Below are 13,935 nucleotides of genomic sequence, written 5' to 3'. Positions count from 1 at the left end.
TCACTCCGGCGCCGATCCGCTCCGCCGCCGGAGTGATCCAGGGCTTCCTCGCGCAGGCTCAGCTCCCGGACGGGAGAGCCCAGTTCCGCAGGAAGGCCCGGACGGTGTACGCGCGTGCCTCGTCGTCGGTGAGTTGCGGCCGGTCCGCCGTGACGGCCGCGCCGGGGCCGGTGTTGCGGTACTCGGCGAAGCGGCCCTCGCCCTCCCACGGGTCGTCCTTGACGTGCCCGCCCAGCCAGGAGTCGCGGACCACGACCTGAGTGCTGGACCGCCCCAGGGTGACCGACTTGGCCGCGTCACCTTCCAGCCGGCTGCCGGTCATGAGGACGGAGCCGCCGGCGGCCACGTTGCCGGGCGCGAGCGACTCGGTCACGCAGCGGTCCAGGACGGCCGTGCCCGGGCCGCGGACGATGTCCACGTCGCCCGCCACGTAACAGTCCCGCAGGTAGGCGCGGCCGTCCGCCTGGAAGGTGCCCTCGTTGCCGAGGAAACGGGTGCCCTTGAAGGTGATCCGGTCACCGGCCGTCCGCACGGCGGGTGCCGGGCCGGCGGCGAGCGCCTCGTCGTAGGCGTTCCGCAGCGTGACGCCCTCGACGGTGATGTCGCTGCCGAGCATGCCGAAGGTGGCGCTGGCGGCCGGTCCCCACGTGCCGCCGTAGAACTTCGCGCCGTTCGCGGGCAGCTCGTACGTGATGACGACGTCTTCCGGGTCGCCGGTCGCGCCCTTGATCGTGAGGTCCCTGCGGCCCGCCCAGACCCGGACCATCTCGCGGTAGACGCCCGGCTTGATGATGATCACGGCGCCGCGCGGGGCCGCGCCGACGGCCGCCTGCACGCTGCCGAAGTCGCCGGTGCCGTCGAGCGCGACCGTGATCCGGTGCGGCGCGGGCCGCTCGCCGCCGAGCGGACCGGCGCCGCGACTGACGATCGCGGGCACCCGCTCGGCCGGGTCGAGCCTGTAGGGGTAGTAGGCGGACGGGTCGAAGGCCGCGCCCGCCTGGTCGGTGCGGCCCTCGCTCTGGTCGAACACGTTGCCGCGCTGGACCACCTGCGAGGCGGGGTCCTTGGCCACGATCGGGTCGGGCACCGACCGGTAGTAGCTGTTCTCGACGACCAGCTTGCCGCTGCCGCGGATCATGGTTCCGTACATCGCGGTGTCCTGGACGTAGTTGTTGTACCAGTGCGCGGCCTCGGTGTTGTCGATGCTGGCGTTGCGCTGGTGGGTGCCGCGGATCCAGTTGTGGTGCATGGTCACCTTGGTCACCACGTTCGGGGTCCAGCCGACGCCCACGGCCTTGTTGTGGTCGCTGAACACGTTCCAGGAAACGGTGACGTAGTCGCTGTCCTTGCGGATGTCGAGCAGGCCGTCGCCGGTCCTGGTGAAGTGGTTGTGGTCGATCCACACGTGGTGGGCGCCGTCCATCTGGACGCCGTCGTAGTCCTTGCTCTTGCCGTCCCAGTCGCCGGCGACGTACGAGTCGCGGATGGTGAGGTTGCGGAGGATGACGTTGTGCACCTGGTTGAGGAAGAACCCGCCCTGCACGATCTCGGCGCCCGCCCCCTCGCCGACGATGCTCTTGTCGGAGGCCACCTCGATCTCCTTGCCGTAGGGCTCCATCCTGATCGAGCCCCTCACCTTGATCACGTACGGCTCCGAAGCCGTGGCGTACCGTTCCAGGTCGGCCTGGTTGTCCACGGTCACGGTCGGGCCGGCCGCGCCACCGGTGGTGCCGTCCACGCCGAGCGCGCTCAGCCCGGCGAACCCGTCGGCGCGTCCGGACCACGGCGTGTCCGCCGCCGCCGGGGACGGCGCGACCACCGTCAGCGCCACCGCGAGCAGGACGAGCAGGGGTTTCATGTGGGGCCTCTCCGACTGAGGTGCGATCGTCGGAGGAAACGTTGCGTCAGCGCGAAGGCAACGTCAACGGCCTGAAAACACCCCCGGATATCGCTAGCAGGCAGGATTCCCGCAATTTCGAAATTTTCGCGATTCAGCAGCGGAAAGTCCGATCACGCTCGCCGGGCGGCCCGCCACCGGCTCCCGCATGAAAGTTTCATACGCGACCATTGCTTTTCTGCCGGATCGCGGTGGTCCAGTTGACAGATCTCTCACGCGTGCTCCTTTCTCGGTGGCTACGAGGAAGGAGCACACGAAATGTTCGTGCGTAAGCACGCAGGTGTCGCCCTGCTCACGGCGATCGCCTGGGGATTGGCTCCACCGGCCGCGCAGGCGGACGCTCCCGTAGCGGGCGGCGTCTACCAGCTCAAAGTGACCAAGAGCGGCATGTGCCTGGACGTGGTGGGCGGCTCGAAGGACAACGGCGCGTTGTTGCAGCAATGGGGGTGCTCGGGCGCCTCCTGGCAGCAGTTCTCCGTCGTCTCCGCCGGGTCGGGGGTCTACACGATCCGCAACGTGAACAGCGGCCGGTGCGTCGACGTGCCGAACGGATCGGCCACGTCGGGACTGCGGCTGCAGCAGTGGGGGTGCGGTGACGGCGCCAAGAGCAACCAGCTGTGGCGGTTCGTGGCCTCGGGCACCGGCACGTACCAGATCGTCAGCGTCGCCACCGGGCTGTGCATGAGCGACCAGGGCGCCTCCACCACCTCAGGAGCCGCGATCATCCAGGAGACCTGCACCGCCAACACCAACAAACAATGGTTGTTCTCCTCCGCCGGCGGACGAACCTGGTCCAGCAGCGCCGACGGCTTCGCCGCCACCAGCGGCAGCGGCCTGTCGACCACGACCGGCGGCGCGGCCGGCGCCACGGTCACCGTCACCACCTACGCCGACCTGGTCAGGTACGCCACCGCCGGCGCGCCCTACGTCATCAAGGTCGGCGGCCCGATCACCGTCACGCCGTACGGCACCGAGATCAAGGTCGCCTCCAACAAGACCATCGTCGGCGTGGGCACGAACGGCCACATCGTCAACGGCGGCTTCTTCCTCGGCACCGGCGTGAGCAACGTCATCATCAGGAACCTGACGATCCGCGACACCAGGATGGCTGACGACGACCCCGGTGACGACACCTACGACTACGACGGCATCCAGATGGACACCGCCCACCACATCTGGATCGACCACAACACGATCACTCGCATGAACGACGGCCTGATCGACAGCCGCAAGGACAACAGCCACCTCACCGTGTCCTGGAACATCCTGGCCGACAACAACAAGACCTTCGGCATCGGCTGGACCGAGAACGTCACGGCACGGATGACGATCCACCACAACTGGTTCCGTGGCACCAACTCGCGCAACCCCAGCACCGACAACGTCGCCTACGCGCACCTGTACAACAACTACCTGCAGAACGTCACCGGCTACGGCAACTACGCGCGCGGCGCCACCAAGATGGTGATCGAGAACAGCTACTACGACACGGTCAAGGACCCCTACTACAAGGACGACGCCGCCCAGTTGCGTCAGTCCGGCAGCATCGTGGTCAACTCGTCAGGACAGCAGGAGACCGGCGGCTCGGCCTTCACCCCGAGCTCGTTCTACTCCTACACCCTCGACCCCGCCGCCGAGGTGCCGGCCCTGCTCAGGACGTACGCCGGCCCCCAGGCCAACATCGGCACCTGACGCTCATCGGCGGGGCAGGCGGGCGATCAGCAAGGTGACGGCCAGTCCGGCGGCGCACATGCCGGCCAAGGCCCACAGGCCGGCGTCGTAGGAGCCGGTCGCGTCCTTGAAGGCGCCCAGCCCGTAGGCGAAGGCCACTCCCCCGAGGTTGGCGCAGAAGTTGCTGAACCCCGTGACCAGGCCCGGGTTCGCCGTGCCGACATGCTGCAACGGCACGGCGAACAGCGGCCCGAAATAGAGCTGGAGGAAGATCGAGTTCACCGCGATCACCGCGATCAGCAGCGGCAGCGCGTCCACGAACGGGATGAGGAAGATCGTGACGGCCAGCATGGCCAGGGAGACCCCGACGACGGCCAGCGGCCGTCCGAGGCGGTCGGACACCCAGCCGCCGAGGAAGTTCGCCGGTGCCGTCACCGCCGCGCCGATGGCCACGACGGCGCCGGCCACGCCGAGGGAGAACCCCTTGTCCTCGACGAGGAGGCTGGGCAGCCAGAACGCGATCCCGGTGACCACCGCGAGCCGGACGAACTGGATGAAGCCGGCCAGCCAGACGACGCGGTGCGAAAGGATCTCGCGTGCGTCCGCCCAGGTCGGCGGCTTCGCATCGACCTTGTGCGGCGCCGAGTCGCCGAGCTTGGCGAAGGCGAGCAGCACCAGCAGGCCGCTGGCGGCGAAGAGGATCATCAGCCACCGCCAGCCCAGTGGGCCGACCAGCGCCGGGCCGAGCGCGTTGAGCAGGATGTTGGAGGAGAAGCCCCCGGCCACGTACAAGCCCATGGCCGTGGCCCGGCGGTCCTCCGCGAACTGCCGGCTGATCAGCAGCAGGCCCGGCGCGAACACCAGCGCCCGGAAGACACCGGACACCGCCTGATTGAGCACCAACCAGCCGTAGGAGTCCAATAACGCGAACGACAGCGACAGCAGGTTGGTGCCGACCAACCCCACGACGAACAGGCGCTTGGTGTCGAACCGGTCCGACAGGTAGCCGGACGGGATCTGCATGAGCGCGTACGTGAACGTGCCGGCCGCGGCCAGCAGACCGGCCTGGGACGGGCTGATGCCCACGTCCTGCCTGATGAGCGGGAGGAAGAGCGCGATGCCGCCGAAGCAGAGGGCCTGCATGCTCTGACACACGACGATCAACGTGCGATTGAGCGCCGGCCTCCGCCCGCTCGAAGGCGGGCTCATGGCCTCCGTCACCGCACGCCCCGAACTCACGCGCGCCATGCTATCGGCCAGGTGCCCGGTACCTGCCCGAGGTCCATGTCGCTCGACCTGATCAACGCTTGACGGCCGCCGTGACTGGCTTCCAAGTCGCTCACAAGTATGGGGGCCTATCTCTAGGAGTGTCCGATCCACGTTGCCCTACCGGAGTCCCCTCATGCGTCTGCTCACCCTCCTCACCGCCGCCGTCCTCCCGCTGGCCGTGGCCGCCGCCCCCGCCGCGGCCGATCCGGCCATCTGGAAGTGGCGCCCCGTCCACTCCGCCGACGGCATGGCCGGCGCTTGGGGCAAGGTCGCCATCAGCCAGTTCGGCTACGTGGTGTACGGCAACCTCGAGGACACCCGCGGCAAGGGCTGCGCCTGGGCCGTGCTGCGAGCCCAGGACGCCCGCAACGGACGCTGGAAGGTCTACGGCTTCTACAACTGCAAGCCCGGCACCGGCACCTTCCGCAAGGACTACGGCAGCGTCCTGCAGATCAAGGTCCAGGTCTGCCGCGGCACCGCCAAGCGCCCCACCGGCGAGTGCTCGAAGCAGAAGACCATCCTGACCACGGGCGGCTAGCCGCGCCTACCCCGCCACCCGGCAGGCGAAGGCGTAACGCTGCCTGTCGGGCCGGTACGTAGAGCCGGCGACCGCGAAACCGGCCTCGGCGAGCCGGGCCTCGAGGTCGGCGGGCGTGAACGGCTGGAAGTCGATGAGATGGCGGCGGTGCGTGACGCTCCCGTCCTGGCGCTCCAGCAGGAACAGCAGCTCCGCCAGGCACGGCTCGCCGAAGCGCTCGGGGATGCTCCACACGTACACGCACCAGCAGCGGACCCCGTCGCGCTCGCGTACCCGGTCGGCGGGGACGATCCGGGGACGCTCCCGATAGAGCAATTCCCAGTTGCGGGAGTCGACGATGAGCATCCCGGTCGGTGAGAGCACCTGCCGCATCGACGACAGCGCCGAGACCATCTCCTGGTGCGACCCGGCGTGCACCAGGGAGTTGCCCAGGCACACGACCAGCTCGTACGGCCCGGTGACGGCGGCGGGCAACTCCTCCCACCGGGCGACGCGCACCTCCACCTCGGCGGGCAACCGCCGCCTGGCCTCGTCCACCATGCCAGGGCCGGCGTCCGTGGCGGTCACCTGGAAACCGGCGTGCGCCAACGCCATGGCGTCCGTCCCGATGCCGCACGCGCAGTCCAGAACCCTCGCCCCGGACGGCAGGGCGCTCACGGTGGCCTCGATGAGCTCCCGGTTGTCGTGGGAGGTGCCGCCGATCACACCGGGGAAGTCCACGATCTCGTCGGGGAAGATCCAGTGGTAGTCGGCGGCCAGGTCGCGGTAGTAGTCGCCCACGGCACGAGCGTCGCACGATCGGCAACCCTGGTCCACCATCGATCCCAGGTCCGTGTACCCGTTGTGCAGGGCGCGGGTGCCGCGCGCAGCGGCTGTCTCCGCGTGACGGACGGCGCCTCTGCTCCCCGCGTCGGGCGGACCTCCCCCCATGACCAGCTGTTTAAGCGCATGTAAGTGGATCTCAAGTGGTTGCCAGCAAAATGAGCAAAAGGCAGATGCTCGGCCACGGAGAGCTACGATGGCCCAACAAGCGGATACCGTTCGGGACACTCTGACAACATTGACACGCTCTGTAGTGCGGTGTTTACATTTGGCCCCACATGCGATGGCAACCACACAACTGCTGCAAAGACTGGTGGATCGTGAGCCTCTCGTGTCGGCACCCGGCAGACGGCCCCAGCGGGCCGTGGCGGACTGGGGGGTCGAGCGGAGCATGAGGCCGACGCTGGAGGCGCAGAACCTGACGAAGACCTTCGGCACGGTCACGGCGGTCAGCGACGCCAGCTTCGCCATCCGGCCAGGCGCCATCACCGGCTTCCTGGGACCGAACGGCGCCGGCAAGTCGACGACCTTGCGCCTCCTCCTGGGTCTCGTGCAACCGACATCGGGCTCCGCCCTCATCGACGGCAGGCCGCTCCACGAATGGCCGATTCCCAGCAGCAAGGTGGGCGCCGTCCTGGACACCCACTGTGTTCATCCCTCCCGCCGGGCGATCGACAGCGTGCGGTGGGCGGCCCGGCTGGCCGGCGTGCCCGCGTCCGAGGCCGAGGAGCTCCTCGACCGGGTCGGGCTCGGCGCGGTGGCCCGTCAGCGCACGGGCAAGTTCTCCCTGGGCATGCGGCAGCGGCTCGCGCTGGCGATCGCGCTGGTCGGCGACCCCGAGATCGTGGTGCTCGACGAGCCGATGAACGGGCTCGATCCGGAAGGGATCGCGTGGCTGAAGGAGCTGCTGCGCTCGTTCCGCGACCAGGGTCGTACGGTGCTCATCTCCAGCCACCTGCTGGCGGAGCTGGAGGACCTGGTGGACGACCTGGTGGTGATCGCGCACGGGAAGATCATCGGGAGTGGGTCCGCCACCGCGTTCATCGATCGGTTCCAGCCGCAGACGATCAGCGTCCTGTCGGACAAGCCGGAACCGCTGTGCGCGGCCGTCATCGAGGCCGGCGGCGAGGTCATCGACATGCAGGGCCAGCGCATGGAGATCAGCGGGCTGACCACCATCCAGCTCGGCGAGATCGCCCGTGACGCCGGGATAGCCCTCTTGGGTCTCACGGAGGAGCGCAGCCTGAAGCGCGCGTTCTCCGAGGCGACCGCCGCCCGCACCGACCCCACCGGCGAACCGCGCCGGTGACGTTCCCCCCGCGTGTCGACTCCCGCACCCCCGGCTCTCCTCGCCGAAGGGCCTGCACCGAAGTGCGGCGCGGGTGACGTGCGGAGGCTAGTGGTCGCGCACCGGATTGCGGGTGGCCTCGCCGTTGCCGTTGAGAAAGGCCCGGGCCTGCCGCGCCCGGAGGGCGGTGCGCTTCACGCCGGCGACCTTCGCGATCTCCTCGGCGGTGACCAGGTTGTCGTAGGCGGCCCTCGGGTCACCGAGCAGGATCCGCGTGGTGCCGAGGTCGAGCAGGATGTCCGACAACACGACCCGGTCGCCGATGAACGTGGCGATCTCCAGCGCTTGGAGCAGCTCGGGATAGGCCTGCTCCGGCGTGCCCGCCCTGGCGGCGTGCATGGCCACCCCGCGCCGGATCTGCGCCTCGCTCCGCAGGCTGCCACCCTCCCGGCACAGGACGAGCGCCCGCTCCAGACAGGCCTGGGACGCCTGCTCCTCCCCCGTGCTGTGCAGCACCATCGCCAGCCCGCCCAGCGCGTCGGCCTCCCCCACCGGATCCCCGCTCCTGCGCAGAACCTCGGCGGCCTCCTCGTACGTCCTGCGCGCCTTGTCCGGCTCCTGGCGAATCCGGTCGATGTCGGCGAGCAACCTCAGCGCCAGCCCGCGCCCGTGATCGTCACCCAGCTGCTGGAAGAGCCGTAAAGCCCTCTCCAGCCGGCGAGCGGCACCGGCGTAGTCGCCGACCAGCAGCGACCGATGGCCGAGGGAGTAGAGCAGCGCCGCCTGGCCGAGGACGTCCCCGGCCGCGCGCACGCTGGACAGGGCCAGCTCGTGCGACTCGAGCCACACGTCGAAGCGGGAGCCCGCCTCGTAGAGAGCGAGCGGTGCGATGGCGAGTTCCCAGCACATGCCGGGGAACGAGACCGCCCGCCGCACGGCCGCCAGGATCGTGTCCAGCTTGGCGTCGAACCACGCCGCGCCCTCCCCGGACCAGGGCGCCGCCCCCTGAGGCCGGTACCGCGGAGCCGTACCGCGGAGAATGGAGTTGTCCTGCCCGCGCATCGACGCGTGGGCGTCGTCGGTGAGCGCCAGCCAGCCGCCGAGCGCACGTTGCACGGCCGCCCGCAGGTCCTCCTCCGGGTCCTGGGCCAGCGCGCGGTCGGCCCCGAAGCCCAGCAGCAACTCGTGGCAGCGGAAGCGCTCGCCGTCCCGCACGGTGACCATGAAATGGCTCTCGGCCAGCTCTTCCAGCATGTTCTCCGCCACGTCCATGGGGACGTCGGCGAGCGCCGCGGTGGTCCGGGCGGTGACCTCCGCGCTGCCGTAGAAGCCGATCCTGCGGATCAGCGAGCGCGGGCCGGCGGGCAGCACCTCGTAGCCCCGCATCAACGTCGGGACCACGCTCTGGCCGTCGTGCCGCAGCTCGCGGAGGATCTTCGCCGGGTCGGCGAGGCGTTCGGCCAGGCGGGCGAGGGTCCAGTGCGGCCTGGTGGCCAGCCTGGCCGCGGCGATGTGCAGGGCCACCGGCAGCCGGGCGCAGAGGTCGATGATCCGGTCCGCCGCCTCCGGCTCGGCCGCCATGCGCTCCTCCCCCGCGCCCGCGGCCAGCAGCGCCAGGGCGTCGGCCCGGTCCAGGGCGGACACGCGTACCCGGACGGCTCCCTGCAGCAGGGCCAGCGGCGAGCGGCTGGTCACCAGGACGGCGCAGCCCGGATGGCCGGGCAGGAAGGGATCGACGTGGCGGGCCCCGCGCACGCCGTCCAGCACGATCAGCACGCGGCGGCGGGCCAGCAGGCTGCGCAGCAGCCCGGCGCGCGCGCCTGCGCCTTCCGGGATCTCGTCGGCAGTCGCCCCTAGCGCGGTCAGGAACCCGGCGAGGACGTCGCCGGGCTCGCTCAGATCGTCGGCGTAGAGCTGGCCGTCGGGGTACCGGGCGGCCACGCGGTGCGCGGCCTCCAGGCACAGCGCGGTCTTGCCGACACCGCCCGTGCCGGTGATCACCACCACGGGACCCGTGTCGTGGTCCTCGATCGCGTCGGTGATCCGCCGCAGCTCGGCATCCCTGCCGACCAGGACGCCCGAGCGTGCGGGCAGCTGCCGCGGCACGGGTGCCGAGGGGCGCGCGGGTTCGGAGTCCTGCCGCGGGATCCGGGCCGTGAGGTCGAGGACGGCGTCCTGGCGCAGGATCCGCGTCCAGAGATCCCGCAGCGCGGGGCTGGGATCGGTGCCGAGCTCGTCCCTGAGCCGTTCCTCCAGGTCCGTGAACGCCTGCAGCGCCTCGCTGCCCCGCTGCGACCGGTACAACGCGAGCATGAGCTGGCCGCAGAACGCCTCCCGCAGCGGGTGCTGGTCGGCGAGCTGCTGGAGCTCGGCGATCACCTCTCGGTGCCGGCCGAGCGCGAGGTCGGCGTCGATGCGGGCCTCGATCGCGGCAAGCCTGCGCTCGTCCCACACCGCCGCCTCGGCTAAGAACGCCTCGCTGTCGAGGCCGGACAGGGCCGAGCCGCGCCACAGGGCCAGGGCCTCGCCGAGCGTGCCGGCCGCCCCGGCGTGATCCCCGTCGCCGGTCAGGGCGCGCGCCTGGTCGTACAACCGCATGAAGACGAAGGCGTCGATGGTGTCCTCGGCGGCCATGAGCCGATACACGTTGTCGTGCACGTCGATGGTGACGCCGTACTTCCTGAGCTCCCCGACCCCGCGGTGCACCTGGTTCCTGGCGCTCTTCGCAGGCTCGTCCCCGTAGATCGCGTAGATGAGGCTCTCGACCGAGGCGGATCGGGCAGGGCTCAGCAACAGGTGTGCCAGCACCGCACGCGACCGCCGAGTGGCGAGCCTGATCTCCTCACCATGGCGCCAAATTGCCGGTTGGCCCAGAACTCCAAAACGCATCAGCGGCACAATCCCCCTAGTTTTGGCCCCCTAGTTTTGGCCCCTCGATCATCCCCCATTTGAACCGCTTTGTCCCGACCCAAACGCGACAATTCCCGCGATCACTTGACTCTCGCCCCCCGGCCAGATGTCAAGCGAGCTGGGCATTCTCCCCGATGGCAGTGATCAGGCGATGTCCCGCCGCTCGGTGACGAAGAAGGTCACGGCGATCACGATCGCGACGTACAGGGCGAAGATCCCCAGACCCAGCACCGGGCCCGGCCCCTCGGGCAGGATGCCCGGACCCGCGCCGACCATCATGAACGGCAGGTAGGGGTCGATGTTGTCCGGGAGGACGATCGCCAGGATGCCCTCGCCGGCGAACGCCCATACCAGCAGGATGGACAGGGCCCCCGCGGTGCTCTTCACCAGCACACCGACCGCCACCCCGAGCGCGGTGACCAGCGGCACGCTGCCCAGGAACGCCAGGATAGTGGCCGCTCCCCCGTCGGACATGGGCGCGTAGGCGGTGCCGTTCGCGGTGATCAGCGATGAGCCGTACGCGATCAGCAGGCCGACGATCGTGACGGCGAGGGCGATCGCGGCGAGGGTGACCATCTTGCCGGTGAGCACCCGCCACCGCCAGGGAGCGATGGACAGGGTGATCCGAAAGGTGCCGTTCCTGATCTCGCTCGTCGCGGAGAGCACCCCGAGGATCATCATCGAGAACATCACGAACTGCATCGGCGAGGCGACGGCCTGCGAGCCGGGCGGGCCCTGGACGAGGTTGCCGTTGGGGCCGATGTTGGATCCCATCAGCAACCCCACGGCCGCCACGCCCACGAGGGCGCACAGCAGCGTGATCCTGTTGCTCAGGAGCGTACGGAACTTGAGCAGCTCCGCGGCGCAGACGTTGGCGAAACTCACCTAGCCCACCTCACCCTTGATGCTCGACCTGTCCTGCGTGGCCTGCGCGAACGCGTGGTGCAGGCTTCGCTCCTCCCTCAGCTCGTACAGCGCCACCATGGTGTCCCGCGCGATCGTCCCGACCTGCCCGGAGGCCAGCCCGGTGACCTGGATGCCATGAGAGCCGCTCGCCCGCACCCGGCCGCCGGCCTTCACCAGCGCGGGAGCCAGCGCCTTCGGGTTCTCGCAGCGCACGGTGACCTTCTTCACCTGGAACCGCTGCATGAACGCCGACGCCGACCCGCTGCCCACGATCCGGCTCTGGGCGATGACCACAAGATCGTCGACAAGATCCTCCATCTCCGCCAGGAGATGACTCGACACGAAAACCGTGCGGCCCTGGTCGCGGAACTGCCGCAAAAGGTCTTTCATCCAGGAAATGCCGTCGGGGTCCAGCCCGTTCATCGGCTCGTCCAGCACGACGATCTCCGGATTGCCGATCAATGCGATCGCCAGCGCCAGCCGCTGCCGCATCCCCAGCGAGAACCTGCCGACCCGCTGGCCGGCCACCTCCGTCAGGCCCACCCGGTCGAGCATCACCTCGCTCTGCTTCGGATCGACCCCGATCATCTTGGCGACCCAGCGCAGGGTGTCGATCGCCCGGCGGCTGGGGTGAGCACACTGCGTGTCCAGGGCCGCCCCGATCTTGCGGGCGGGGACGGGCCACTCGCTGATGGGCTTCCCATCGATGAGCGCCGACCCGCTGGTGGCGTGGTCGAGGCCGAGGAAGATCCGCAAGGTCGTGGACTTGCCCGCGCCGTTCGGCCCCAGGAAGCCGGTTATGGCGCCGGCCCGGACCGAGAAACTCGCATTGCTGACCGCTAATACCGGCCCATATCTTTTTGTCAACCCCACTGCCTGGAGAACAGTCATGAACATCCGTCCTTCGTCATGCGTTATGTCTCCGTTCCTTTCGATGGCGCGCCCTCGATGAATTGCGCCAGCAACCCCGGAACCGCCTCGCCGGCCATCATGAGACCGTCGCCGTAGCCGACGTCCCGCACGGTGTAGGCGCCCAAGGTCCCCGCCGCCGTCGTCGCCGCGATGTTCGCCAGGCCCGACCTCCGCTGGAACGGGGAGCGGGTGATGGTCCAGCCGATGATGCCGGTGCGTTGCAGCGCCACGGTGCGGCGCCGCAGCGCGCCGGACCGGGTCACCAGGTAGGCGCCGAAGAGCGTGTGTCCGAGCGACCGGTACGAGTCGGCCGCGAGCAGGAGGGAGAGCGGCACGACGACCACGGCCGCGGCCGCCATGGACCAGCCGGTCGACCATCCCGCCGGCCCGGCGAGCCCCGCCGCCGCGGCGATGGCCGCCACGCTCGCCATGGCCGCGCGGAACAACCTGCGGCGCAGCGCCGCCCGCGGATGGGCACGCAACCGCGTGGGCGACAAGGGGCTCTCCGTCTCCCCGAGCACCGACGCGGCCGTCACGTGCGCCATCTGGCGGGGCGCCGGGGGAAGCAGCGCACCGGAGCCGCCCCGCGGACCGTCCAAGGTCTGGCGCAGCCCGCTCGCGATCGCCTTGAGCCGGGCCGCCCTGCCCCAGCGCAGCATGAACGGCTCGATCAGCTCGGCGCCGCGCAGCCGGCGCTCCTCCAGCGTGAAGGAACGCGTCGTGAGCAGCCCCCGGCTCACGCGCAGGGTGCCGGAGCTCGCGCTGCCGGGCTCGCGTTCGAGGCGGAACCTCCACCACGACTCGGTGAACAGCAGCACGGTGCCGATCGCCCCGGCGACCAGCATCATGAGGAGGAACACGGCGAACAGCCAGGCCGGCGCCGAGCCCAGGAACTCGATGACCCCCAGCACCGCACCCTCGATGTCCACGGGGATGCCGAGCCTCTCGGCCAGGTTGTACGCCTGGGTCAGCGGGGCGAGGCCGATCACGAACACGAGCGGGCTCAGCGGCGCGTACCGGACCCACGCGGGATGGAGACGGGCGATCTCCTCCGCCGCGGGCGCCACCGCAGCGGCGGCCTGCTTCGGCGTGTCCGCGGAGGCGCTCGTGCGGGAATCGGCCGGCCCGGCGGCTGGTTTCTCCCGCTCGACGACGGGCTGCTCCGACTCGACGGCGGGCTGCTCCGACTCGACGTTGGGCTGCTCCGACTCGACGACGGGTTGCTCCGGCTCGACGGGCGCGGCGGCCGCGGCATGTGCGCGGGGCAGGAGCTCCGCGCGGAGGGTCGCCGCTTCGGCCGCGGCGACGGCGTCGAGTTTGACCTGGTCGCGACGGTCGGTCCGGAGCGCCTGGCCGGTGCCCATCGTGACGATCGACAGGCCGAAGACCCGGTGCACCGGCCCTGACGTCATGTCCACGGTGCGGACGCGGTCGCGGGGTATCGCGACGTGCCGCCGCCAGAGCAGGCCCGAGTGGACCTCGACCTGCTCGTCCGTCACCCGGTAACGCGTGGTCCGCCACCGGACCATCTCGCTGCAGGTGAGGTAGACGAACAGCAGGGCGGAGACGATCTGCAGCTTGTGATCTTCCCAGTTCACGCCGCCCGAGGCCAGCGCGGTCAGGGCGATGATGCCCATCGGCGGCAGGAGCCAGCGCAGGTTGACCAGGCACATGCGGGGGTCGAGCCGACGCCAGCCGACGGACTGCACCCTCATGTCCTCC

At 70.1% G+C, this 13,935-nt stretch carries 10 protein-coding genes; 3 read left to right on the top strand and 7 right to left on the bottom strand.

What is annotated here, in order from left to right:
- Positions 1-58 precede the first annotated feature (58 nt).
- Entirely contained in the window at positions 59-1,858 is a 1,800-nt protein-coding gene (locus tag ETD86_RS11215) for a pectinesterase family protein (RefSeq protein ID WP_138666060.1), read from the bottom strand.
- 297 nt (positions 1,859-2,155) lie between these two features.
- Here ETD86_RS11215 and ETD86_RS59065 point away from each other — a divergent pair, with 297 nt between their 5' ends.
- Complete coding sequence (locus tag ETD86_RS59065) at positions 2,156-3,589, top strand: RICIN domain-containing protein (protein ID WP_138666059.1); 1,434 nt, start codon at positions 2,156-2,158, stop codon at positions 3,587-3,589.
- Positions 3,590-3,592: 3 nt separating this feature from the next.
- Here the strand turns inward: ETD86_RS59065 and ETD86_RS11205 are convergent, their stop codons facing one another.
- Positions 3,593-4,807 (bottom strand): MFS transporter, encoded by a 1,215-nt coding sequence (locus tag ETD86_RS11205; protein WP_211369975.1) that lies wholly within the window; start codon positions 4,805-4,807, stop codon positions 3,593-3,595.
- A 163-nt stretch (positions 4,808-4,970) separates the two neighbouring features.
- Between ETD86_RS11205 and ETD86_RS11200 the strand changes: the two genes are divergently transcribed.
- Positions 4,971-5,375, top strand: a complete 405-nt coding sequence (locus ETD86_RS11200; protein WP_138666058.1) for a hypothetical protein — start codon at positions 4,971-4,973, stop codon at positions 5,373-5,375.
- A 6-nt stretch (positions 5,376-5,381) separates the two neighbouring features.
- On the opposite strand, the gene ETD86_RS55000 is transcribed toward ETD86_RS11200, so the two are convergent.
- On the bottom strand, positions 5,382-6,155 hold the full coding sequence (locus ETD86_RS55000; protein WP_170223003.1) for a class I SAM-dependent methyltransferase: 774 nt from the start codon (positions 6,153-6,155) through the stop codon (positions 5,382-5,384).
- Positions 6,156-6,588: 433 nt separating this feature from the next.
- Between ETD86_RS55000 and ETD86_RS11190 the strand changes: the two genes are divergently transcribed.
- Positions 6,589-7,506 carry an ABC transporter ATP-binding protein gene (locus ETD86_RS11190; RefSeq protein WP_170223002.1) on the top strand — a complete coding sequence of 306 codons (918 nt, stop codon included), beginning with the start codon at positions 6,589-6,591 and terminating at the stop codon, positions 7,504-7,506.
- An 87-nt stretch (positions 7,507-7,593) separates the two neighbouring features.
- Here ETD86_RS11190 and ETD86_RS11185 read toward each other — a convergent pair whose 3' ends face one another.
- The 4 genes from ETD86_RS11185 to ETD86_RS11170 all read right to left on the bottom strand — a co-directional run bounded on the left by ETD86_RS11185 (position 7,594) and on the right by ETD86_RS11170 (position 13,928).
- Positions 7,594-10,293, bottom strand: a complete 2,700-nt coding sequence (locus ETD86_RS11185) for an AfsR/SARP family transcriptional regulator (protein ID WP_170222999.1) — start codon at positions 10,291-10,293, stop codon at positions 7,594-7,596.
- A 246-nt stretch (positions 10,294-10,539) separates the two neighbouring features.
- Positions 10,540-11,280: an ABC transporter permease subunit gene (locus ETD86_RS11180; RefSeq protein ID WP_138666055.1), complete on the bottom strand. Its 741-nt coding sequence runs from the start codon at positions 11,278-11,280 to the stop codon at positions 10,540-10,542.
- Entirely contained in the window at positions 11,281-12,192 is a 912-nt protein-coding gene (locus ETD86_RS11175) for an ABC transporter ATP-binding protein (protein ID WP_170222998.1), read from the bottom strand.
- A 23-nt stretch (positions 12,193-12,215) separates the two neighbouring features.
- Positions 12,216-13,928: a PH domain-containing protein gene (locus ETD86_RS11170; RefSeq protein WP_138666053.1), complete on the bottom strand. Its 1,713-nt coding sequence runs from the start codon at positions 13,926-13,928 to the stop codon at positions 12,216-12,218.
- Positions 13,929-13,935: the final 7 nt, after the last annotated feature.

This window comes from Nonomuraea turkmeniaca (genome assembly GCF_005889735.1).
Taxonomy (GTDB): domain Bacteria; phylum Actinomycetota; class Actinomycetes; order Streptosporangiales; family Streptosporangiaceae; genus Nonomuraea; species Nonomuraea turkmeniaca.
This window is presented reverse-complemented; position numbering and strand designations above follow the sequence as displayed.

Bases quoted from the DNA above. Each gene is read 5' to 3' on its own strand.
- ETD86_RS59065 (WP_138666059.1), top strand. From the start codon at position 2,156: ATGTTCGTGCGTAAGCACGCAGGTGTCGCCCTGCTCACGGCGATCGCC.
- ETD86_RS11215 (WP_138666060.1), bottom strand. From the start codon at position 1,858: ATGAAACCCCTGCTCGTCCTGCTCGCGGTGGCGCTGACGGTGGTCGCG.
- ETD86_RS11190 (WP_170223002.1), top strand. From the start codon at position 6,589: ATGAGGCCGACGCTGGAGGCGCAGAACCTGACGAAGACCTTCGGCACG.
- ETD86_RS11200 (WP_138666058.1), top strand. From the start codon at position 4,971: ATGCGTCTGCTCACCCTCCTCACCGCCGCCGTCCTCCCGCTGGCCGTG.
- ETD86_RS11175 (WP_170222998.1), bottom strand. From the start codon at position 12,192: ATGACTGTTCTCCAGGCAGTGGGGTTGACAAAAAGATATGGGCCGGTA.
- ETD86_RS11170 (WP_138666053.1), bottom strand. From the start codon at position 13,928: ATGAGGGTGCAGTCCGTCGGCTGGCGTCGGCTCGACCCCCGCATGTGC.